This window comes from Streptomyces sp. NBC_00989 (assembly GCF_045162655.1).
Taxonomy (GTDB): Bacteria; Actinomycetota; Actinomycetes; order Streptomycetales; family Streptomycetaceae; genus Streptomyces.
On sequence record NZ_CP108728.1, the window covers coordinates 10,728,511 to 10,751,195 of the forward strand.

The 22,685-nt window shown below is 70.9% G+C and carries 20 protein-coding genes and 1 pseudogene; 12 read left to right on the top strand and 9 right to left on the bottom strand.

What is annotated here, in order from left to right:
• Nucleotides 1-4: 4 nt before the first annotated feature.
• From OG714_RS48360 to OG714_RS48370, 3 genes are all read right to left on the bottom strand, one after another.
• On the bottom strand, nt 5-607 hold the full coding sequence (locus OG714_RS48360) for a ClpP family protease (protein ID WP_406130856.1): 603 nt from the start codon (nt 605-607) through the stop codon (nt 5-7).
• A 1-nt stretch (nt 608) separates the two neighbouring features.
• Entirely contained in the window at nt 609-1,262 is a 654-nt protein-coding gene (locus tag OG714_RS48365; protein ID WP_406130857.1) for a ClpP family protease, read from the bottom strand.
• 114 nt (nt 1,263-1,376) lie between these two features.
• On the bottom strand, nt 1,377-2,600 hold the full coding sequence (locus tag OG714_RS48370; RefSeq protein ID WP_406130858.1) for an epoxide hydrolase family protein: 1,224 nt from the start codon (nt 2,598-2,600) through the stop codon (nt 1,377-1,379).
• A 122-nt stretch (nt 2,601-2,722) separates the two neighbouring features.
• On the opposite strand from OG714_RS48370, the gene OG714_RS48375 reads away from it, so the two are divergent.
• Complete coding sequence (locus OG714_RS48375) at nt 2,723-3,226, top strand: VOC family protein (protein ID WP_406130859.1); 504 nt, start codon at nt 2,723-2,725, stop codon at nt 3,224-3,226.
• Between the two features lie 14 nt (nt 3,227-3,240).
• On the opposite strand, the gene OG714_RS48380 is transcribed toward OG714_RS48375, so the two are convergent.
• Together OG714_RS48380 and OG714_RS48385 are read right to left on the bottom strand one after the other, a co-directional pair.
• A complete protein-coding gene (locus OG714_RS48380) occupies nt 3,241-5,772 on the bottom strand; it encodes a beta-L-arabinofuranosidase domain-containing protein (RefSeq protein ID WP_406130860.1) in 2,532 nt (843 codons plus the stop codon).
• 189 nt (nt 5,773-5,961) lie between these two features.
• Complete coding sequence (locus OG714_RS48385) at nt 5,962-6,720, bottom strand: ABC transporter ATP-binding protein (protein ID WP_406130861.1); 759 nt, start codon at nt 6,718-6,720, stop codon at nt 5,962-5,964.
• 156 nt (nt 6,721-6,876) lie between these two features.
• Between OG714_RS48385 and OG714_RS48390 the strand changes: the two genes are divergently transcribed.
• The 9 genes from OG714_RS48390 to OG714_RS48430 all read left to right on the top strand — a co-directional run bounded on the left by OG714_RS48390 (nt 6,877) and on the right by OG714_RS48430 (nt 17,483).
• A complete protein-coding gene (locus OG714_RS48390; protein WP_406130862.1) occupies nt 6,877-7,911 on the top strand; it encodes an ABC transporter substrate-binding protein in 1,035 nt (344 codons plus the stop codon).
• Nucleotides 7,912-7,916: 5 nt separating this feature from the next.
• Nucleotides 7,917-8,717, top strand: a complete 801-nt coding sequence (locus tag OG714_RS48395; protein ID WP_406132194.1) for a class I SAM-dependent methyltransferase — start codon at nt 7,917-7,919, stop codon at nt 8,715-8,717.
• Nucleotides 8,714-9,472 carry an ABC transporter permease gene (locus OG714_RS48400; RefSeq protein WP_406130863.1) on the top strand — a complete coding sequence of 253 codons (759 nt, stop codon included), beginning with the start codon at nt 8,714-8,716 and terminating at the stop codon, nt 9,470-9,472. Before OG714_RS48395 ends, OG714_RS48400 begins: the two co-directional genes overlap by 4 nt.
• A 186-nt stretch (nt 9,473-9,658) precedes the next feature.
• Entirely contained in the window at nt 9,659-11,242 is a 1,584-nt protein-coding gene (locus OG714_RS48405) for an ABC transporter substrate-binding protein (protein ID WP_406130864.1), read from the top strand.
• A 2-nt stretch (nt 11,243-11,244) separates the two neighbouring features.
• Entirely contained in the window at nt 11,245-12,201 is a 957-nt protein-coding gene (locus OG714_RS48410; protein ID WP_019057109.1) for an ABC transporter permease, read from the top strand.
• Nucleotides 12,198-13,085, top strand: coding sequence for an ABC transporter permease (locus OG714_RS48415; protein ID WP_406130865.1), 888 nt, complete (start codon nt 12,198-12,200; stop codon nt 13,083-13,085). The genes OG714_RS48410 and OG714_RS48415 overlap by 4 nt, the downstream gene beginning before the upstream one ends.
• Nucleotides 13,085-14,815, top strand: a complete 1,731-nt coding sequence (locus OG714_RS48420) for a dipeptide ABC transporter ATP-binding protein (RefSeq protein ID WP_406130866.1) — start codon at nt 13,085-13,087, stop codon at nt 14,813-14,815. Before OG714_RS48415 ends, OG714_RS48420 begins: the two co-directional genes overlap by 1 nt.
• On the top strand, nt 14,812-16,818 hold the full coding sequence (locus tag OG714_RS48425) for a CocE/NonD family hydrolase (protein ID WP_406130867.1): 2,007 nt from the start codon (nt 14,812-14,814) through the stop codon (nt 16,816-16,818). The genes OG714_RS48420 and OG714_RS48425 overlap by 4 nt, the downstream gene beginning before the upstream one ends.
• Nucleotides 16,815-17,483 (top strand): TetR/AcrR family transcriptional regulator, encoded by a 669-nt coding sequence (locus OG714_RS48430; RefSeq protein WP_406130868.1) that lies wholly within the window; start codon nt 16,815-16,817, stop codon nt 17,481-17,483. The genes OG714_RS48425 and OG714_RS48430 overlap by 4 nt, the downstream gene beginning before the upstream one ends.
• Here the strand turns inward: OG714_RS48430 and OG714_RS48435 are convergent.
• The 3 genes from OG714_RS48435 to OG714_RS48445 all read right to left on the bottom strand — a co-directional run bounded on the left by OG714_RS48435 (nt 17,446) and on the right by OG714_RS48445 (nt 20,779).
• Entirely contained in the window at nt 17,446-18,354 is a 909-nt protein-coding gene (locus OG714_RS48435) for an SGNH/GDSL hydrolase family protein (protein ID WP_406130869.1), read from the bottom strand. The genes OG714_RS48430 and OG714_RS48435 overlap by 38 nt on opposite strands.
• A 77-nt stretch (nt 18,355-18,431) precedes the next feature.
• A complete protein-coding gene (locus OG714_RS48440) occupies nt 18,432-20,096 on the bottom strand; it encodes an ATP-binding protein (RefSeq protein WP_406130870.1) in 1,665 nt (554 codons plus the stop codon).
• 8 nt (nt 20,097-20,104) lie between these two features.
• Entirely contained in the window at nt 20,105-20,779 is a 675-nt protein-coding gene (locus tag OG714_RS48445) for a response regulator transcription factor (RefSeq protein WP_363097858.1), read from the bottom strand.
• A 231-nt stretch (nt 20,780-21,010) separates the two neighbouring features.
• Between OG714_RS48445 and OG714_RS48450 the strand changes: the two genes are divergently transcribed.
• Entirely contained in the window at nt 21,011-21,439 is a 429-nt protein-coding gene (locus tag OG714_RS48450; protein ID WP_406130871.1) for an STAS domain-containing protein, read from the top strand.
• Between the two features lie 3 nt (nt 21,440-21,442).
• On the opposite strand, the pseudogene OG714_RS48455 reads toward OG714_RS48450, so the two are convergent.
• A pseudogene (locus OG714_RS48455) lies at nt 21,443-21,565 on the bottom strand (SAM-dependent methyltransferase); the annotation flags it as partial.
• Between the two features lie 305 nt (nt 21,566-21,870).
• On the opposite strand from OG714_RS48455, the gene OG714_RS48460 reads away from it, so the two are divergent.
• Entirely contained in the window at nt 21,871-22,665 is a 795-nt protein-coding gene (locus OG714_RS48460; RefSeq protein ID WP_406130872.1) for a VOC family protein, read from the top strand.
• Nucleotides 22,666-22,685 lie beyond the last annotated feature (20 nt).

A 22,685-nucleotide genomic window follows, 5' to 3' on the forward strand; every position in this document is an offset into this window, starting at 1 on the left:
CCGCTCAGAGCGGGCCAAGGCGTCGGCTGACCACCTCGTCGGCCAGGCCGTACGCCACGGCCTCGTGCGCGGTGAACACCTTGTCGCGGTCCATGTCGGCGCGCAGCGTGGCGATGTCGTGGTGGGTGTGCCTGGACAGCACCTCCTCCACCTGGGAGCGGATCCGCACCATCTCCTTCGCCTGGAGGGCGAGATCGGAGACCATGCCACGCTGACCGCCGGTCGCCGGCTGGCCGAGCAGCACGCGCGCGTGCTCCAGGACGAACCGCCGTCCGGGATCCCCGCCGGCCAGCAGCACGGCCGCCGTCGACGCGGCCTGACCGACGCAGAACGTCGAGATCGGGGCCTGCACGTACGTCATCGTGTCGTAGATCGCCATCAGTGAAGTGAACGATCCGCCGGGCGAGTTGATGTAGATCGCGATCTCGCTCTCCGGCGACGACGACTCCAGATGGAGGAGTTGCGCGATGACGACGTTGGCGACGCCGTCGTCGATGTCGGTGCCGAGGAAGATGATCCGCTCGGACAGCAGCCGGCTGAACACGTCGTAGGAACGCTCGCCGTTCGGGGTCCGCTCGACGACGTTCGGAATCGTGTACGTCCCCATGTCAGAGCCCCATCCGTCGCTTGGAGGCGGCCGGGCGTACGTCGTCCAGCGATGCGACGACCCGGTCCACCATGCCGTACTCCTTGGCCTGTTCGGCCGTGAACCAGCGGTCGCGGTCGCCGTCGCGGCGGATGGTCTCCTCGCTCTGGCCGGTGTGCTGGGCTGTGAGGTGTTCGATGGTCCGCTTCGTGTGGTCCAGGTTCTCCGCCTGGATCTCGATGTCGGCCGTGGTGCCGCCGATGCCCGCCGACGGCTGGTGCATCATGACCCGCGCGTGGGGGAGCGCGTAGCGCTTGCCGTGGGTGCCGACGCTGAGCAGGAACTGGCCCATGCTCGCCGCGAAGCCCATCGTCAGCGTCGAGACGTCGTTCGGGATCAGCTGCATCGTGTCGTAGATCGCGAGTCCCGCCGTCACCGAGCCGCCCGGGCTGTTGATGTACAGGCTGATGTCCGTGCGCGGGTCCTCCGCGGACAGGAGCAGCAACTGGGCGCAGACCCGGTTCGCGGAGACCTCGTCGACCTGCGTGCCGAGGAAGACGATCCGCTGCCCGAGGAGCTGGGCGGCGAGGTGGTCGTCGAAGCGGGAGGACGGGGTGTCGCCCTCCTCGGCGCGTGGCATGAGGGCCGGCGCGAATCCGGCCGTGAGTGGAGACATGGGCACTCCTTGTCGAGGGTGTCGAAGGTGTCGTGACCTGTCTCCACTGTTGACCGGCGACGCCCCGGCCTGGGGATTTCTAGGCCCTCAGCAGATTCGCCGTGAGCAGACCGATCAGCTGACGCCCGTCTCGCGCAGCTGCCGGAAGAAGTCCCGTACGTCCGCGGCCAGCAGGTCCGGTTCCTCCATGGCTGCGAAGTGGCCGCCCCGGTCGAACCTGGTCCAGCGGACGATGTTCTCGGTGCGCTCGGCCTTGTGCCGGAGCGGGAGTTGGATCTCGGCCGGGAAGACGGCGAGCGCGGTGGGGGTGGTGGACGGAAGGGTGGGCGCGGAGGCCCGCGCGCCGGAGGCGTGGGCCCACTCGTAGTAGATCCGGGCGGCCGAACCCGCGGTCCCCGTCAGCCAGTACAGCATCACGTTGGTGAGCAGCCGGTCCCGGTCGACGGCCTCCTCGGGCAGCTCCTCCGAGTCGGTCCACTCCCTGAACTTCTCCACGATCCAGGCGAGTTGGCCGACGGGCGAGTCCGTGAGGGCGTACGCCAGGGTCTGCGGGCGGGTGGCGTGGAGGACGGCGTATCCGGTGCCCTCGCGCGACCACGCGGCCCAGCGGCGCCAGGACTCCTGGGTGTCCTCCCGCTCCTCGGGGCTGAGCGCGGCCAGCTCCTCGGCGGTGGGCTCGGTGTGTGCCTGCGCGCCCAGCAACAGGTTCAGGTGGACTCCGATGACACGGTCGGGGTGGGCGCGGCCCAGCGCGCGGGAGATGGCCGAGCCCCAGTCGCCGCCCTGCGCGCCGAACCGTTCGTAGCCGAGCCGCCGCATCAACTCGGCCCAGGCGTCGGCGATCCTGCCCACCTCCCAGCCGGTGTCGGCCGGCGGCCCGGACAGCCCGAAGCCCGGGACGCTGGGCACGACCACGTGGAAGGCGTCGGCGGGGTCGCCGCCGTGGGCCGCCGGATCGGTCAACAGGCCTACGACGTCCACGAATTCGACGATCGAACCCGGCCAGCCGTGCGTGAGGACCAGCGGGGTGGCGTCCGGCTCGGGGGAGCGGATGTGCGCGAAGTGGACGTTCGACCCGTCGATGGTGGTGGTGAACTGCGGCCACACGTTCAGCTCGGCCTCGGCCGCACGCCAGTCGTACGTGTGCCGCCAGTACCGGACCAGCTCCCGCAGATACCCGGCCGGTACGCCGTACGCCCAGCCGGTGCCGGGCAGCTCGTCGGGCCAGCGGGTGCGGTCGAGGCGGGCGTGCAGGTCGTCGAGGTCGGCCTGCGGGATGTCGATGCGGAACGGCTCGATACGGGCCGGCTGGACGCGGTCTGCCTGCGAGGACGTCATGGAATCCGAGACTAGTTCCGGGCGGGGTAGCGGCCACCCGGATTATTCGGCCGTCCGACCGATGAGTTTCGCGGCTCGTCCCAGTCGATACAGATGACCGTGTTCGATGCCCCCTGGAGCCCATGGAGGAGCTCATGACCACCGACGCACGCACCGACGGATTCACCACGTGCCTCTGGTTCGACGGCCAGGCCGAGGAAGCCGCCCACCACTACGTGTCGATCTTCAAGAACTCCAGCATCGGCCGCGTCAGCCACTACGGCGAGGGCGCCCCGCAACCGGCGGGCTCCGTGCTCACCGTGGAGTTCACGGCCTTCGGCCAGAAGTTCGTCGGGCTGAACGGCGGCCCGGAGTTCAAGTTCACCGAGGCGGTCTCCTTCCAGATCCCGTGCGAGAACCAGGAGGACATCGACTACTACTGGACCAAGCTCACCGACGGCGGCGAGCCCGGCCCCTGCGGCTGGCTCAAGGACAGGTTCGGCGTGTCCTGGCAGGTCGTGCCCACCCGGCTGATCGACATGATCACCGACCCGGACCCCGCGAAGGTCGCCCGGGCGACCGAGGCCTTCATGAAGATGGGCAAGTTCGACCTCGCGGCGCTGGAGAAGGCCTTCGCGGGGGAGTGACGGCCGCCCTCCGGTCACGTCGACGGTGCCTGCGCCAGCGTCGCCACCTCGGTGACGCTCAGCGCCCTGCCGTGCACCCGGAAGTCGTCGACCGTGCCCTTCAGGTACGGGTCGGCGTACTGCGACCTGCCGATGTATCCGGCGCGGATGTGGTTGCCGAAGCGACGCGGCTCCACGGTGACGGCCGCGTTCCGGCCGGCTTCGGCGCCGTCGACGTACAGGACGGCGGTCCCGGCGCCGTACGTCACCGCCACGTGCACCCAGCGGTCGGTGGGCAGCGGGTCGGCGTCGATGCGCTGCTCGGCGCCCGCCCCGCCCGCGGTGATCGCGTACCGCAGGGTGCCGTCGCCGCTGAGCGGGGTCAGGAACATGTTGGCGGTGACGCCGGTGCCGAGGTCGAAGATCCGGCTCCAGGTGCCCGGCCGGCCGTCCAGCCGGACCCAGGCGGCGAGCGAGTACGCGGAGGCGCCCGCCAACAGGTCCTCGGCGAGGGCGACATGACCGTCGACCCCGTCCAGCGCGACCGCGCCACCCAGGCGGCCCACCGTCAACCACGAGGCACCGCCGACCAGTTGCGCCGTACGGCCGTTGCCCGTCGCGTCGGACGCCGCCGTGCCCGAGGTCTCGTCGAAGCGGTGCCAGGCGGCGAACTCCGGGGGAGGGGGCGGCGGTTCGCCGGTCAGCCAGTACACCGAGTAATGCTGGTGGTGGACGCGGGCGATCGGCAGCAGGGTCACGTCCGCGTCGTCGGCGCGGGCGGTGAAGCGCAGGGGGTCCGACGACTCCTGCCGTACGGAGTCGACGTCCAGGCGTGACAGCCAGGGATCGGCTTGGTCGCCGAACGCCCCCGCCAGCACCACCGGGCCGTGCAGTACCGCCTGTACGTCGGGGTCGTCGGGGGTCGGTTCCACGACGGTACGCATCGGCAGGGAGACCTCGACCCGGTCGCCGGTACGCCACGCCCGCTCCAGAGTCAGCCAGCTCCCGGGCTTCGGACGGTCGGGCAGCGTACGGCCGTTGAGGGTCGCGCGGGCGTCGGCGGCCCAGGCCGGGACGCGGACGCGCAGTCGATGCGTGACCCGGCCGGCGGTGACCCTCAGGGTGGTGCCGGAGCGGTCGGGGAAGCCGGTGGTCTGCCGCCAGGTGATGCCCCGCTCGTGCCAGACGACCTGCGAGGGGATGAACAGGTTGACCAGCAGGGCGTGTTCGTCGTGCGTGTAGATCGTGTCGGCGAACTTGGCGTGCGTCTCCATGCCGGTGCCGTGGTCGCAGGAGAAGTTGTCGTAGTCCGTGGAGTAGGCGTTCGGATCCGTGCCCATGAAGGACGGCTGGCGCTTGAACGAGCCCGGCGCCAGACCGGTGTAGTAGATGTTGAAACCGTGCTCGGAGTCCGGGTCCTGCTCGCCCAACATCTGGTTGAACAGGGCCCGTTCGTAGAAGTCGAGCAACTCGACGCGCTCCGGCGTGTGGAGGTGCAGCAGCCGGGTCAGCTTGAGCATGTTGTAGCTGTTGCAGTTCTCGCAGGTGTTGTCCGACAACTGCCCCGCCACGACGTCCGGTTCGTGGAAGGCCTCGCCGTTGCTGTTGCCGCCGATGACGTACGAGTGGTGGCCGGTGACGATCCGCCAGAAGTTCGCGGCGATCGTGCGGTACCGCTCGGGCAGCCCCTCCTCCCACAGCCGCAGCGAGCCGACCATCTTCGGGATCTGCGTGTTGGCGTGCAGTCCGGCGAGCCGGTCCTCGTTGCGCGCCAGCGGGTCGAAGACCCGGGCGTGGGTGAAGCGTTCGGCGACATCGAGCCAGACGCGGTCACCGGTGAGGGCGTGCAGATCGGCGAGCACGTCGTTCATCCCGCCGAACTCGGTCTCCAGCACCCGCTGCATCTGCTCGTACGACAGCTTCGCGGTCCGCGCGTCGACCCAGCGGGCCTGCTGGAGCACGACGTCGAGGGCCTGGTCGTTCCCGGTCATCCGGTACTGCTCGACCAGCCCCGCCATGATCTTGTGGATCGTGTAGTACGGCGCCCACACCCCGGTCCCGGCCTCCAGCCGGTCGAAGAAGCTCTCCGGGAACGCGGACAGATACCCCGTGCCGAAACCGGCGGCGGGGGAGGCCGCCTGACACTTCGCCAGCTCGGCGACGAGGGTCCGGCCCTTGTCGCGCAGGCTCGCGTCACCGGTGTTGGCGTACGCGAGGGCGAGTCCGGAGAGGAGATGGCCGGTGGAGTGGCCGCGCAGTTCCACGTCCGGCCCCTCCCAGCCGCCGCACGGCAGGGCGCTGCTGGGCAGTCCGACGTTGGTGCGGAAGGTGTGCAGCAGCCGGTCGGTGTCGACGAAGCGCAGATAGGCCGAGTTGCGGCGCTGGTTGTCCCGGAAGGGACCCTCCAGCAGGGTCACGGCGGTGAGCGGGAAGGGGCGGGCCGGAGGAAGTGTCGGTGCGGCTCCGGTGGCGGCGTGCGCCGTGCCGCCACCGCCGGTGAGGGCCAGGGCCGCCGAGGTGGCACCTGCGGCCGCGAGCAACTGACGTCTGCCCAGGGGTGGGGTCATCACCAATGTCCTTCGCATGTCGAGGAGTTGGGAGGGGAGCGGCGGTGTCCCTCCGCCACTCCCCTCCTGTTCGAGATCCCGGATGTTGTGCGACATGCTGTGCGCAGGACACGCTATGCGCCTGTTGTGCGATGTCAACAGGGCCTGACGGGACGGCAGTTGACCGTAAGGCGACCGCGGGTAGGGGGATCAGCTCTCGCTGTCCAGCAGCAGCGCATGCAACTCGGCGGCTCGCCGGGCCAGTTGCTCGGCCTCGTCGGCCTTGGCTCGGGTGCGCGGCCTGGGCAGGGTGATGTCGAGGACGGTACGGATCCGGCCGGGCCGGGGCGTGAGCACGACCACTCGATCGGCGAGCAGCACCGCCTCGTCCACGGAGTGCGTGACGAGGACGACGGTGGACGGATGCTCACGATGCGTGCGCTGCAACTCGGCGCACAACTCGTCCCGGGTGAGCGCGTCGAGCGCGGAGAACGGCTCGTCCATCAGCAGTACCCGGGGCCGCTGCATGAGCGACCGGCACAGCGCGACCCGCTGCTGCATCCCGCCGGACAGCTCGTGCGGCAGGCGGCGCTGGAAGCCGTCGAGGCCCATCGTCCCGATCAGTCCCAGCGCCAGTTCGCGCGCGCCGTTCTTCCGGTCGCCCGAAATCTCCGCAGGCAGGAGCACGTTGTCCAGCACCGACCGCCACGGCAGCAGCGCCGGACGCTGGAAGAGGACGGCGCAGTCGCGGCGCGGCCCGGTGACGGCCCGGCCGCCCATCAGGATCTCGCCCCGCGTCGGCGGCACCAGCCCGGCGATCAGCCGCAGCAACGTGGACTTCCCGCAGCCGGACCGCCCGACGACCGCCACGAACTCACCGTCGGCCGCCGCCAGATCGATGCCGTGAAGCGCTTCGACGGAGCCGCGCCGATGCGCGAACTCCTTGGACACACCCCGTAGTCGGATCACGCGTCGACTCCCGTCGGCCGCCGTGCGCGGAGTACCGAAAATCGCTCTGCTGGATTGTGACACGCACGCGTACGATTTTCCGGATCGCGACCCCGGCGATAAAGCCCCACCGATTGCCGCCGTCCCCCCACCCATTCCCCCCTCAGGGGAGGTCGCATGATCCGCTCCTACCACACAGCGACGGTGTTCTGTACGGCGGCCACGCTACTGGCCGCCGCTGCCTGTGACTCCAACTCCCCTTCCAAGAGCACGGGTTCGGCCGAGGACCACCTCACCTACGTCACCGCCTTCGGTGCGGCGGGACGGGACGCCTTCGCCTGGGTGGCCGAGCAGAAGGGCTATTTCCGGGAGGCGGGAATCGACGTACGGATCGAACTCGGAAAAGCCACCGGCGAGAACCTCAAGGTCCTCGCCTCCGGAAAAGCACAGTTCACGAGCCTCGATCTGACGGGCGCGATGATTTCCGCGGGCGCCAAGAACTCCACGGCCTATCGGGACTTCCGTGCCGTGCTCGCCATCCACCAGCGCACCCTCGTCTCCATCATGGCGATGCGGGGCTCGGGCATCAGCACCCCGAAGGACCTCAAGGGCAAGCGGATCGCGGCCGCCACCAACTCCGTGAACCAGCTGCTCTTCCCCGGTTACGCCAAGCTCGCCGGCATCGACACCGCCGGAATCCACTGGATCGCGGTCCAGCCCGTCCAGTTGGGCCCGGCCCTCGCGAGCGGCAAGGCCGACGCGCTCAGCACGTTCCTGATCGGCCGGCCCACCATCGAGAAGGCCACCGTGCAGGCCAGGTCGAAGCATGTCGTCGTGTTCCCCTACAGCACCTACCTGCCCGACCTGTACGGCAACGCGACCGTCACCACGGCCTCCATCGCCGCGAAGAAGCCGGACCTGGTCAAGCGCTTCCGCACCGCCCTGCTCAAGGGACTGAAGTACACGATCCAACACCCCGACGAGGCAGGGAAGTTGCTGCACGCCGAGCACCCGGAGACGGACGCCGCGGCCGCTACCGCGGAGATCAAGCTGATGGCACCGTCCGTGACGGCCGAGGGCGAGTCGTCCATCGGGCTCATCACCGAGGCGCGGATGCGACGGGCCATCACCAGTCTCCGGAACGCCGGTGTCATCCAGCCCGGGCTGACACCGCAGGACGTCGTCGACTTCGCCGCCATGAAGGCGAGTTGACGGCCGTGGAGGCCCCGCCCTCGTACGTCTTCGACAACGACCACCCGGAGGCCGCCGACCGGCACGGCCAACTCCCCGCGATCCTCGACGAGTTCACGATCTCGCGACTGTCGTCCCTCGGTGACCTGACCGGCCTGCGCTGTCTGGAGACCGGCGCCGGGGGCGGCAGCATCGCCACCTGGCTCGCCCGTGCGGCGGGACCGACCGGGCGGGTGCTGGCCACCGACGTCAACACCCGCCATCTGCCGCCGAGTCCGCCGTACGACGTGCTGGTGCACGACCTGGAGAACGAACCGGTGCCCGACGGACCCTGGGACGTGATCCACGCCCGGCTGGTGCTGCTGCATCTGCCCGGACGGGAAGCCGTGCTCCGGAGGCTCGTGGCGGCGCTCGCACCCGGTGGCGCGCTGGTGGTGGAGGACTTCGAGACGACCTTCCGCAAGCTGGTGCTGGCGGCTCCGACGCCGGAGGCGGCCCAACTGGTCGACCGCTACCACGAGTTGCTCGTCGAACGCGTGCTGCCCGCCCACGGCAACGACCCCACCTGGGCGGGCCGGGTGCCGGCCGCCATGCTGGAGGCGGGCCTGACCGGCGTGGACACCGTGATCCAGGCGCAGTCCTGGCCGGGCGGCACCGCGGGCGCGCTGCTGATCGGCGCGAACATCGCGCAGGCGCGGGAGGACTTCCTGACGGCCGGCATGACGGAGGCCCAACTCGACGGGCTGGACCGCCTGGTGGCTGATCCCCGGCTGCTGGTGCGCGGGCACTTCACCTACTCGACCATCGGCCGCAGGCCCACGGCGTGAGACGCGTCCTGGCGGCGGGACCGCCGGTCCTGGCGGCGGTGTGCGCGCTGGCCGGGTGGTGGCTGGCGACCGTCGCCTTCGGCATCCGGCCGTTCCTGCTGCCGTCACCGCCCGACGTCGTCCGTGCCTTCGACCGGCTGCCCGGCTATCTGCTCCGGCAGACCTGGCAGACGTTCACCGAGACGGCGGTCGGCTTCGGCCTGGCCGTGGGCGCGGGACTCGCGACGGCCGTCCTGCTCACCGCCTCGCGCGGCGTGGAGCGGGCGGTCATGCCGCTGCTGGTCGCCGTCAACGCCGTACCGAAGATCGCGGTGGCGCCGCTCCTGGTGGTCTGGCTCGGCTTCGGGACGGCCCCCAAGGTGTTCATGGTGGCGCTGCTCGCCTGGTTCCCTGTCGTGGTGTCGACCATGGCCGGGCTGACCTCGGTCCCCCTGGAACTGACCGAACTGGCCCACTCCCTCACCGCCTCCCGCTGGCAGACCTACCGCAAACTCCGGATCCCCTGGGCGCTGCCCCAGGTCTTCGTCGGCCTGCGGCTCGGCGTCACGCTGGCCGTCGTCGGCGCGGTCGTCGGCGAGTTCGCGGGCGGCGACCAGGGTCTCGGCTACGTCATCGTGGCCTCCGGCGGCAACGCCGACACCCCCCTCGCGTTCGCCGCGATGGCCCTGCTCAGCGCGATGAGCGTGCTCCTCTTCTACGCCGTCGTCCTCGCGGAGCGGGCGCTGCTGCCCTGGGCCCGCGAGACCACCGGCTGAGTGACCGTCCGCACAGCCACCGCGCGGCCCGTCCCCGCGACTCCCGCACGCCCGTCCGCGTAACCACTGCGTTTCGGACGTTAATTTCCGCGCCCAAAGGGTTGGCGGGAAACCATCCCCTCGTTATCGTTCACCAACTTCACTCAATCGTTCGGCTGAACGAATAGCGACAAGGACGGTCGGTACATGTCCGACATCCACCACCCGGGCCGCCGGTCGGTGCTCGCCGCGGGTGTCGCCTCGGCCGCCGCGCTCGGCGGGTCCTGGCTGCTGTCCGGCTGCAGTGGGGCACAGGCCGCCCCCGTCCTGCCGGCCGCCGCCGCGAAGGGTGCCCCCGACCGCGGCGGCACCCTGCGCATCGCCCGGCCGCCCGCCTCCGACGCCGAGACCCTCGACCCGGCCAGCTCGCTGTCCGCCTACGAGTACCTGGGCGCCCTCTACAACCGGCTCGTCCGCGTCGCCGCGAACGGTGAGCTCGCCCCCGACCTCGCCGAGTCCTGGGAGACCGACGCCAAGGCCCGCACCTGGACCTTCCGCCTCCGCAAGGGCGTCGCCTTCCACGACGGCCGCGCCTTCACCTCCGCCGACGCCGCCTACACGCTGCGCCACATCCTCGACAAGGCGACGGCGTCCCCGCAGGCCGCGGTCCTCGCCCCGCTCATCGACCCCGCGAAGCTGGGCACGCCCGACGCCCACACCCTCGTCGTGCCGCTGAAGAGCCCGAACGCCGAGTTCCCGAGCCTGCTGACGCACTACAACTGCTACGTCGTACCCGACGGCAGCGCGAAGTCCATCGGCCGCACCGGCATCGGCACCGGCCCCTTCAAGCTGGAGTCGTTCGCGCCCGCGGGCCCCGGTCGCGTCACCGCGTACAAGGACCACTTCGCCGGCCGCCCCGTCCTCGACGCGATCGCCTTCTACTCGGTCGCCGACATGTCGGCCCGCTCAAATGCCCTGCTGGCAGGCCAGGTCGACCTCCTGTCGCAGACCAACCTCGACTTCGCGACCGCCCGTGTGGTCGCCGCGTCCGACCGCGCGACCATCGCCCGCGTGAAGAACGCCCAGTGGTACGTGCTCCCGATGCTCACCACCGACAAGCCCTTCACCGACGTCCGCGTCCGCCAGGCGATGAAGCTCGCCTACGACCCCGAGCACGTGGTCAAGGTCGCCCTCCAGGGCGCGGGCACCCCCGGCTGGGACAACCCGGTGCCGCCGAGCGACCCCGCGTACATCTCCGCGCATCCGAAGCACGACCCGGAGAAGGCGAAGTACCTGCTGAAACAGGCGGGACACGAGGGTCTGGCGATGGACCTCTACACCTCCTCCTACGACCCGCTGTTCACGCCGATGGCGCTCGCCTACCAGGACTCGGCGAAGCGCGCCGGTATCCGGATCAAGGTCAAGACGGCCTCCGCGGACTCGTACTACACGCAGATCTGGATGAAGAAGCCGCTGATGGCCACCTACTGGTTCACGGGCCGGCCCGTCGACCAGCTCTTCACCCAGATCTTCCGCAGTGGCTCCTCGTACAACGAGACCGCCTGGTCCGACAAGACCTTCGACGCCGTGCTCGACCGGGCCCGCGCCGAGATCGACGACACAAAACGGCGCGAACTCTACGGCGAGGCACAGACGTTGGTGATCGAGAGAGGCGGGGCGATGACCCCGATGTTCGCCGACCGGCTCGTCGGCATCTCCCGCAAGGTGCGCGGATACGCCGAGCACGGCTTCGAGTTCGACTACCTCAACATCGGCCTGAAGGGAGCCTGACCATGCTCTCCTTCATAACCCGCCGTATCGCGGCCGCAGTTGGCACCCTCTTCCTCTCCTCCATCCTCGTCTTCCTCGCCGTCCAGGCCCTGCCCGGCGACGTCGCCACCCAGATCCTCGGCAAGGACGCGACCCCGGACGCGGTGGCGGCCCTGCGCGAGAAGCTGAAGCTCGACCGGCCGGCCTGGGAGCGGTACTGGGACTGGGTGTGGGGTGCGCTCCACGGTGACTTCGGCACCTCCCTCGTCTCCGGCAAGGCCGTCGGCGGCGAAGTGTCCATGTATCTCGGCAACTCCGCGCTGATCGCCGTCGTCACGGTCCTCTTCGCGGTCACCGGCTCGATCGTCCTCGGCATCCTCGCGGGCCTCTACCGAGACCGCTGGCCCGACCACGTCATCTCCACCGTCAGCCTCGTCGGCATGAGCGTCCCCGAGTTCGTCGTGGCCACCGTCCTCGTCCTGTGCTTCTCGGTCGCCCTCCCGTGGTTCCCCGCGGTCGTCCTCTACGGCCCCGACGCCAGCGTCTCCCAACTCCTGCCCGCCGTATGGCTTCCCGCGCTCGCCCTCGCCGTGGTGATGGCCGCGTACATCGTCCGGATGGCCCGCACCTCGGTCATCGACGTGATGGCCACCGAGTACGTCACCACCGCCCGCCTCAAGGGCCTGTCCACCTGGCGGGTCGTCACCCGACACGCCCTGCCCAGCGCCCTGTTGCCCACGCTGCACGTCATCGCGCTCAACGTCGCGTGGCTGGTCGGCGGGGTCGCGGTGGTCGAGAACGTCTTCAACTACCCGGGCATCGGCAAGCTGATGCTCTCCTCGGTGCAGAACCGCGATCTGCCCACCATCCAGGCCATCGCCCTCATCAGCGCGGTCGTCTACGTCGTCTGCAACCTCGCGGCCGACCTGGCCACCATGGCTCTCAACCCCAGGCTCCGCACCCGAGGGAGGACCCGATGACCACGCTCGACACCGTCCCGCCGACGGCCGTACGAGGCGCCCGCACCGTCCGCGCCTGGCGCACCGTGAGCAGTTCCCGCACGGCACTCGTCGGCCTCGCGATCGTCGCCGTACACGTCCTGATCGCGCTGCTCGCCCCCCTCCTCACCTCCTACGACCCCATCGCCAACGATGCCAACCACGCCCTCCTCGGGTCGAGTTGGAGCCACTGGGCCGGCACCGACCAGTACGGCCGGGACGTCCTCGCCCGCGTCCTCTACGGCGGCCGGTACGCCCTCGGCGTCTCGATCGCCGCCACCCTCCTCACCGTCGCCCTCGGCACGGTCATCGGATGCGCGGCCGCGCTGCGCGGCGGCTGGTTCGACGACGTACTGGGCCGGGTCCTGGACGCGATCCTGTCCATCCCCGCGGTCCTGGCCCTGCTCGTCGTCGTGACCGCCCTCGGCACCGGCCCCGCGGTCATCGTCCTCGCCGTCGCGATCGTCTACGTCCCGCAGGTCGTCCGTGTCGTCCGTGGCGCCGCCCTCGCGGTGGTCCCCGCCGACTACGTGACCGCGGCCCGCGCCCGCGGGGAGAGCACCTGGTCGATCCTGCGCCGGGAGGTCCTGCCGAACATCACCGACGTGGTGTGCGTGGAGTTCGCGATGCGGGCCTCCTGGGTCGTGCTGCTGATCTCCTCGCTGTCCTTCCTCGGCTTCGGCGCCGACCCGCCGACCCCCGACTGGGGTCTGATGGTCGCCGAGAACCGCACCGCCATCACCGTCGTCCCGATGGCCAGCATCGCCCCCATCATCGCCCTGGCCACCCTCGTGGTCGGGCTCAACCTCGCGGCCGACGGCCTGTCCAAGGCGTGGGGCGTCGACCGGATCAGGGAGGGCTCCTGATGGCCTCGATCGTGTCCGTCAACTCCCTTTCCGTGGCCTACCGTTCGGGCGGCCAGGACGTCCCCGTCGTGCACGAGGTGTCGCTGGACGTCGCCGAGGGCCAGACCCACGCCCTCGTCGGTGAGTCCGGCAGCGGCAAGTCGACCATCGCCGCGACCCTCCTCGGCCACCTGCGGCACGGCTCCCGGATCACCGGGGGCTCGGTCCAGGTGTCCGGCGCCGACGTCTTCGCCCTGCCCGCACGGGAGTTGAGGCGCCTGCGCGGCGGAACGGTCGCCATGGTCGGCCAGAACGCCGGCCACGCCCTCACCCCCTCCATGCGCATCGGCCGGCAGATCGCCGAGGCGGGCGGCGACGTCCCCGTCGTCGACCTCCTCGAACAGGTCCGGCTGCCGAACCCCGCCGAACTCGCCCGCCGCTACCCGCACGAACTCTCCGGCGGCCAGCAGCAGCGCGTCGCCATCGCCATGGCCATCGCGGCCCGGCCCAAGGTCCTGGTCCTCGACGAGCCGACCACCGGCCTGGACGTCGTCACCCAGCGCAGCGTCCTCGACCTGATCGCCGCCCTGCGCGACGAACTCGGCCTCGCCGCAGTCCTCGTGAGCCACGACCTCGGCGTCGTCGCCCACATGGCCGACGAGGTGACCGTCCTGCGGTCCGGCCGCGTGGTGGAGTCGGCGCCCACCAGGCAGCTGTTCGCCCAGCCACAAGACCCCTACACCAAGCGCCTGTTGGCGAGCGTGCCGCGCCTCGACGACACCGGGCTCGCAGTCGTCGGCGAGGCGGGGGAGCGGGAGGTCAGGCCCCGGGCGGAAGTCCCGGCCGACGCCCCCGTGGCCGTGTCCGCGCAGGACATCACCATCGACTACGGCAGCACGCGCGCCGTCCACGGCGTCTCCTTCGACGTCCGGCGCGGCGAAGTCCTCGCCCTCGTCGGCGAGTCGGGCAGCGGCAAGTCCACCCTCGCGTGGAGCCTGGCCGGACTGCGCACCCCGTCCGGCGGCACGATGAACCACGCGGACGGCGACCTGGCCCGCCCCGCACAGCAACGACCGCTGTCGCTGCGCCGCCGGGTACAGCTCGTCTTCCAGAACGCCGACACCTCGCTCAACCCGCGCCGCTCCGTGGGCGACGCGGTCCGCCACCCCCTGCGCTTCTTCGGCACGGTGACCGACCGCACGGAGGCGACCGAGCGGGCCCGACAGCTGATCTCCGACGTACGGCTCGACCCCGCCCTCGCCGACCGCCTGCCCGCGCAACTCTCCGGCGGCCAGCGTCAACGCATAGGAATCGCCCGGGCGTTGGCGGGCGAGCCGGACGTCCTCATCGCCGACGAGATCACCACCGCCCTGGATGTGTCGGTCCAGGCCGACGTCCTCCGACTCCTGGACGACCTGCGCCGCGAACGCGACCTGGCCTGCCTGTTCATCAGCCACGACCTGGCCGTCGTGCGCGGCATCGCGGACCGGGTCGTCGTCCTGCGCCACGGAGTCGTCGTCGAAGAGGGCCCGACGGAGTCCGTCTTCGCCGACCCCCAACACCCCTACACCCGCCAGCTCATGGCGGCCGCCCTCGAACCCGACCCCGACGCGCAGCCCTACGTCGACGACACCGCCGACTGGGCCGACGCGGCGGACGGGGACGACATCTGGACCGACCAGGGCGACGACGGCCACCGTGTCCGTCGCTGGCGTCCCCTCAACGCCCCCGTGGCGGAAGGAGCTTTGTGAAGTACCGCGAGCAGTTCGAGCGCCGGGTCGTCCGCGAGGACGTCTGGATCCCCACCCGGGACGGAAGGACCCGGCTGCACGCCCGCATCTGGCGGCCCGATGACGCCGAGTCGGACCCCGTGCCCGCGCTGCTCGAATACCTCCCGTACCGCAAGAGCGACTGGACCGCACCGCGCGACGCCCAGCGTCACCCCTGGTACGCCGGACACGGCTACGCCTCCGTCCGAGTCGACATCCGGGGCCACGGCGACAGCGAGGGGCTGCCCGGCGACGAGTACGACGCGCAGGAACTCGCGGACGGCGTCGACGTCGTCAACTGGCTTGCCGCGCAACCCTGGTGCACCGGCAAGGTCGGCATGTTCGGCATCTCCTGGGGCGGCTTCAACGCCCTCCAGATCGCCGCCCTCGCCCCCGAACCGCTCAAGGCGATCGTCACCGTCTGCTCCACCGACGACCGCTACGACAACGACGTCCACTACATGGGCGGCGCCGTCCTCGGCATCGACATGCTCGCCTGGGCCGGCACCATGCTCGCCTTCGCTTCCCGTCCGCCGGACCCGGTGAGCGTCGGCGCGGACCGCTGGGTGCCGATGTGGCGCGAACGACTCGACGCCCTCGAACCCTTCCTCCACACCTGGCTCGACCACCAGCAGCGCGACGACTACTGGAAGCACGGCAGCGTCTGCGAGGACTACACCGCCATCGACGCGGCCGTCCTCGCCGTCGGCGGCTGGAACGACCCTTACCGGGACGCCGTGTTGCGGCTCGTCGAGCACCTGCCCGAGGACCGCGTCCGGGGCATCGTCGGCCCGTGGTCGCACCAGTACCCCGACCGGGGACTGCCGCCCGGCCCGGCGATCGGCTTCCTCCAGGAGACCCTGCGCTGGTGGGACCAGCACCTCAAGGGCATCGACACGGGAGCCATGGCGGAGCCCCTGCTGCGGGCCTGGATCACCGACCCGGTCCCGCCGGCGACGTCGTACGACGTGCTGCCCGGCCGTTGGGTGGGTGACGCCAAGTGGCCGAGCCAGAAGGTCAGTTGGGACTCACGTCCCCTTGGTGCGAGCGCGGAACCCGTCCTCGTACGCTCTCCGCAGCACACCGGCCTCGACGCCGGCCGTTTCTTCCCCTTCGGGAACGCGAGCGACCTGCCGCCCGACCAGCGGGAGGAGGACGGCCGCTCGGTCTGCTTCGACTCCGAACCGCTCACCGAACGCGTCGAGATCCTCGGCCGCCCGCGCGTCCGGCTCCGCCTCGACAGTGCCACCCCGCGCGCCCATGTCATCGCCCGGCTGTGCGACGTGGCGCCGGACGGCTCGTCGACGCTCGTCACCCGGGGTGTGCTCAACCTGCTGAGCAGGCACGGCCGTGACCGGGCCGTCGAGTGGACACCGGGGACGTACGAGGACGTCGAGTTCGAGCTGACCGGCATCGGCTACGCCGTCCCGCCCGGCCACCGCATCCGCCTCGCCGTCTCCGACACCTACTGGCCGTGGGTGTGGCCGCACGGCGAGCGCGGCGAGTTGCGGGTCGTCCCGGTCGAGAGCGCCGTACAACTGCCCCTGCGGGAAGCCGGAGTCGAGCCGACGGTCCGTTTCGAGGAGCCCGAGCAGGCGAGCCCGCTGGACGTGAGCTACGACCGGCCCGCCGAACCGACCCCCGAGCGACTCGTCACGCACGATGTCGCCAAGGGGGAGTGGACGCTGGAGGTCGACCCCAACTACGGGGGATCGCGGACGTATCCGGACGGGCTGCGCTACGAGGAGAGCGCGCGGGAGACGTACCGCATCCGCGGCGACGACCCGCTGTCCGCGAACGCCGTGTCGGAGTGGCGGATCCGGTTGCGGCGCGGGGACGACTACGACGCTGAGATCATGGCGCGGACGGAGCTGCGCGCCACGGCCGCGGACTTCGTCATGGACAGTCGCGTCGAAGCACGGGCGAACGGAGAGACAGTGGCCGAGCGAGCATGGCACCGCACCACCCCGAGGATGTCGGGATGACGGCCGCCAAGCAGCCACAGCCGGCCACCAAGTCCCCGCGCCGGGCCGTCGCCGCCGCCGACCGCACCCGGCAGCCCACCGAGGTGCGCCGCCGGCTCATCGTCGAGGCGGCCGTCCCGTTGATAGCGGAACGCGGTTACGCCTCGGTCGGCGTCCGGGACGTGGCGGCGGCGGCCGGGGTCTCCGTCGGCACCGTCACGTACCACTTCGGCAGCGTGCAGGAGATCCTCTCCGAGGCGATGGTCCTCCATATCGAGCGCTACTACGCCGAGTTGAGCGAGACGGCCGAGCAGGCGACGAGCGGCGCCGAGGCGCTGCGGCTGCTCGTCGACGCGCTGTTCACCGAGGACACCGACCGGCACTGGCGCATGTGGTTCGACTACTGGAACGCGGGCGAACAGGGCACGGACGCGGCCTTCAGCGGCGGACAGGCCCATCGCTACGAGACCTGGCACCAGCAGATCCGCGCACTGGCCCAACGGGGCGTCACCGACGGCGAGTTCGACGCCGACGACCTCGACGGCTTCACGGTCCGTTTCGCCGCCCTCGCCGACGGCCTCGCCCTGCAACGGCTGCGCCAGGCACCCCCGTTGAGCACCCAGGACGCCCGCCGCCACCTCAACCGCCTCATCGAGACGGAACTCGGTCGCCGATCACCCGAGTGATCTCCCGGGCGATCCGCAGGATGCCGGGCGAGGGCACGGGGCACGGCCTGGGCGTCGAGGTCGTCGGCGCCAGGCAGAAGTGCAGGTAGTCCGTGTCGAGGTGCAGGGCCGTGCGGCCGTTGCCCGGCTGGGTGCAGTAGTCGGGGTGGGCGCGTTCGTAGGCGGTGCACGGGAGGTACTGGGTCCAGGTGTAGCGGGCGTCGGCCGGGCTCACGGTCCGGCCGGCGTCGGCGACGATGTCGCCCGTGGACCTGGCCTGTGTCTCGTAGAGCGCGTTCACGTTCCGGACGCGCTCGGGGGTGATCGGGTCGGGTCCCTGCAACACCCAGACGATCGTGGGCCGTCGGGCGCCCCCGGCGGTCGCGATCTGCGCGGTGAGCTTCCTGATGTCGGCCGCGTACCGGTCGAAGTACGTCTCCCGGTCGGCGTCGTACGTGATCCCGTCCATGCAGGGCGTGTAACCCCACGCGTTGCCCCAGAACTGGAGCACCACGAAGTCCGGGCGCAGCGCACGCACCAGCACGGCCGCCTTGTCCCCGGCCGGGACCAGCGAACCCTCCTTCGTGCCCTCCAGGTAGTCGCACGGCGTGGTCCCCGAGTACGGGGCACTCGTGTACGTCGCGTCCAACTGGCCGCGCAGTTCCCGCCCGAGCACGTTCTGGCTCTCCATCGCGAGGGAGTCCCCGAGATACAGCACGCTGGGCGCCGACTTCACCACGGGAGCACTGCTCGGCGAGGCCGGCGCCCGTCGCTGTGTGGTGGTCGGCACGGACGGGGTGGGCGGGGCGACCTCGGGCCCGGACGCCGGGTCCGTGCACGCGCCGAGCAGCACCGCGGCCAGCACCACACCCACGATCCACGGCTTCCGCATACGCCAACTCCCGCCCCGGGCACCGGAAAACGGCCCTTCAGGCAAGCACAGCCGGGCGGTGGGAGGAAGACATCCGACTACTCGGGACTCTCCAGGAACTCCAGCAGATCGGTCAGCGGGAGCGGTTTGGCGAGATGGGCGTCGAAGCCGGCCGCCCGGGACAGCGAACGGTCGGTGCCCTGACCGAATCCGGAGACCGCGATCAGGCGCGGCCGGTCGCCGTGCGGGCGGGCGCGCACCGTACGGGCCACCGTGTAGCCGTCGGTGTCGGGCAGCCCCAGGTCGCACAGGACCACGTCGAAGACGTCGGACTCGGTCGCGGTGAGCGCGTCCGCGCCGGTGTGGACGGCGGTGACGTGGTGGCCCTGGCGCTCCAGGAGGGTGCGGTAGGTCGCGGCCAGGTCGGTGTTGTCCTCGACGATCAGGACGGCGAGTTGGCGTCGGGAACGAGGGGGCGGGGACGGCCGTAGCGGCTCCGGAACCGCCTCGTCGGCCTGCGGCAGGAGCACGGTGAACACCGCTCCCTTGCCGGGGCCTTCGCTGTGCGCGCCGATCCGGCCACCGTGCAGGTCGACCACCGTGCGCGCGACCGCGAGCCCCAGGCCGAGGCCCTCGGGTGTGTTGGGGCCCGCCGGGGCCGCCCGGGTGAACACCCCGAACAGGTCCTCCGCCTGGGCGGGTTCGAAACCGATGCCGTCGTCCTGGACGGTGAGCCGGGCCTGCCCCTCCTCGATCGCGAGGCGCACCTCCGTACGCCCGCCGGGCGGGGTGTACTTGAGCGCGTTGGACAGCAGGTTCGTCAGCACCTGCGCCAGCCGCAGCCGGTCCCCGTCGACCACAACGGGCGCTTCGGGAAGGGTGAGATGGAGGGTGCGCTCCTCGTGTCCGAACAGGCTGCGGATGTCGGCGCACGCGCCCTCGACCACGGACCGCATGTCGACCCGCTCGGGCACCAGCTCCAGCCGACCGGTCAACGCCCGTGCCCCGTCCAGCAGATCGTTGCTCATCCGCACCAGCGTGCCCAACTGCCGTTCCAGGACCGGCAGTGCGGGATGGCCGCCGTCCGGCAGGTCCAGCGCGAGCAGTTCCACGGCCGCCGCGGCGGCGGCGAGGGGGTTGCGCAGCTCGTGCGAGAGCGTCGCGATGAAGCGGTCCTTGGCCCGCTGCTCCTCCCTCAACTGCCGCCCTGCCGCGTCCAGTTCGGCGTTGGCGCGGCTCAGCTGCTCGTTGACCTCGCGGATCTCCCGGGCCCGGACGAAGAGGTCGATCTCCATGCCCTCCGCCCGCATCTGCGCCTCGGCCGCGGCACGTTCCTGTTCCCGGCCGACGTGGCGCAGATGCACGAAGTCGGTGACGTCCTCGACCCGGTGGATGATGTGCGTGACCCGTCCGTCGGCGTCCAGGACGGGGGAGTTGACGGGGCTCCAGTACCGCTCGTCGAAGGTCCCGGCCGTGCCGCCGGGGATGTCGTAGCGCTGGAGGGCCATCGTGTCCTTGCGGCCCGTCGCGACCACCGACTCCAGCGAGCGGCGCAGATTGGCGACCCCGTCGGCCGAGGGGTCGTCCGGATTGTCGGGGAAGACGTCGAAGATGCGCTGCCCGACGATCGCGCGTTCCGTACGGGTGGCGGCGAGGTACGCGCGGTTGACTTCGACGATCGTGAAGTCGGGGCTGAGCACCAGCAGCGGGGAGAGCGCCGCGTCGAAGAGGAGCCGGAAGTCCGGGGTGGGGAGGGGCGGCATGACGGCTCTCAGGGGTCGAGTCGGTAGCCGTAGCCGCGGACCGTGGTGATCCGGGGTGCGGGCGTAGGGAGTGCCGCGAGCTTGCCGCGCAGGCGGTACACGTGCTCGATCACGGTCGCGGGCTGCTGCCAGGAGGCACCCCAGATCCGTTCCAGCACCTGCTCGGTGGAGAACACCCGGCCGGGCGCCTCGCCGAGCATCTCCAACAGGGCGTACTCCTTGGGCCGTAGCGTCAGGAAGACGCCGTCGGCGGACGCCTGGCGGGCCGCCGTGTCGATGCGCAGCGAGCCGACCTGGAGGACGGCGGGGACCTCCGGCGGCTGCGATCTGCGCAGTACGGCCCGGATGCGGGCCACCAACTCCCGTTGGGAGAACGGCTTGACCAGGTAGTCGTCGGCGCCGATCTCCAGGCCCGCCACCCGGTCCGCCTCCGCGCCGCGCCCGGTGACCACGATGACCGGGAGGCGGCTGGTGGACCTGAGCGCCCGCAGGAGTTCGAGGCCGCTGCCGTCCGGCAGGCCCAGATCGAGGACGGCGAGATCGACGCGGCTCTCGTACAGGACGGACTTGCCGGCGCGGGCGTCCATGGCCCAGGTGACGGTGAATCCCTCGCGTTCCAGATAGGAACGGCACATCAGTGCGAAATCGGGTTCGTCCTCGATCAGGGCGAGGTGCGGACGCATTCCGGATCACCTGGCCCAACCGCTGCCCGCTCGTTGTGTCGCTGATGAGCGGGCGTTGATGCCCCGACCATGTGGCGAAGGTAGAACAGTTGGTACCCACGGTTCAAGGGGGAGCCGCTCGGGGGAGTTCCGGCGCGGGCTCGTGCGGTGCGGGGATGTCGAAGCCGCCGCACGGACCCGCGCCGGATCGCGCGCCCGCGCGCGGACAGCACGGAACGGGGACGGAACACCTTGCACGAGAACAGCCTGTTGCCCGAGAACGCCCTGTCGTACGAGAGCGGCCTGGAGCCGGTGCCCACCCCGGCCTGGCCCGCACCCGGCGAACACGCACTGCTGGGCACGAGGGACGGCCTGCTGGTCGTCGACCTGCACGGCGACGTCGACCTCGCGACCACCACCCCGCTGCGCGAGTGGCTGGACTCGGTGGTGGCGCTGCGCGCGCCCGCCTACGTCGTCGATCTGCGCCGCACCACGTTCATCGACTCCACCGGGCTCAACGTGGTGCTGCGTTTCCGCCGCCGGGTGCTGGAGCGCGAGGCGGGCTTCGCCGTGGTGTGCGCCCCGCGCACCGTGCGCCTGTTGCGGGCACACGGCACGCTGGACCTGCTCGACCCGGTGCCCGGCATCCCGGAGGCGGCCGCCCGGATCGCCGGGCGCTGAGACTCAGACCCGGCCGGCCGCGATCAGCAGATACTCGAAACTGCCGTCGCGGTAGGCGGTCAGGAACGTGTCCCCGATCCCCGTGACCAGATGGTCGGCCTGCCGGCGCAGCGCCCAGTAGGGAATCGTGACCCCGTCGTCCCGGCAGCCGTGCCACACCACCATCGCCGCCGCGACCGCGGCCGGTACGGTCGTGTACTCCGCGTAGCCGCCGTCGGTACGGCGCGGCCACGCGACGCCCACCCGGTCACCGACCGCGAACCCGCTCACCCCGGCCGCCGGAGATACCCCGGCCGATGCACCGGCAGATCGTCCTCGCATCCGCCATACGTCCAGTGTGGAACGGACCGAGGCGTTCGGCGCGCGCCTCGCTCTCCGGGTGACTAGCGTGAGAATCCGGACAACCCGACCTACCGGAGAGGGCCGCAGCCATGGCCGTACAACCTGAGGGAACCCCCTGTTGGGCCGACGCGATGTTCAGCGACGTCGAAGGAGCCAAGCGCTTCTACGGCGAGGTCCTCGGCTGGACCTTCGGCGACGCGTCGTCGGAGTACGGCGACTACACGCAGGCCTTCGTCGACGACAAGGCCGTGGCGGCCGTCGTACCGCCGATGCCCGGCCAGGAGGGGCAGTCGCAGTGGTGCCTGTACTTCGCGTCACCGGACGCGGCGGCCACCGCGGCGAAGATCCGCGAGAACGGCGGCCAGGTGCTGATGGAGCCGATGAAGGTCGGCGACTTCGGCACGATGTGCCTGGCCAGTGAGCCCAGCGGCGCCGTCTTCGGCGTCTGGCAGGGCGGCGTCCACGAGGGCTTCGAGGCCACCGGCGTGCCCGGCGCCTACGCCTGGGCCGAGGTCTTCACCCGTGAGCCCGAGAAGGCGGACGAGTTCCTCCCGGCGGTCTTCTCGTACGCGGCACAGCAGGTGGACGACAGCAACGTCGACTTCCGCGTCTACAACCTCGGTGAGAACACGGTCCTGGGGCGGATGAAGATGGGCGACGAGTTCCCGCCCGAGGTGCCGTCGTACGTCAACGTGTACTTCTCCGTGGACAACTGCGACGACGCCGTGGCCACGGCCACCAAGCTCGGCGGCATCCTCCGCTTCGGCCCCATGGACAGTCCCTTCGGACGGTTCGCGGCGCTGACCGACCCGCAGGGCGCCTCGTTCTCGGTGATCGACATGACCACGGCGCAGGGGGAGATGCCGTCGATGACGGACGTCTAGCCGAGCGGGCCCTTCACCGG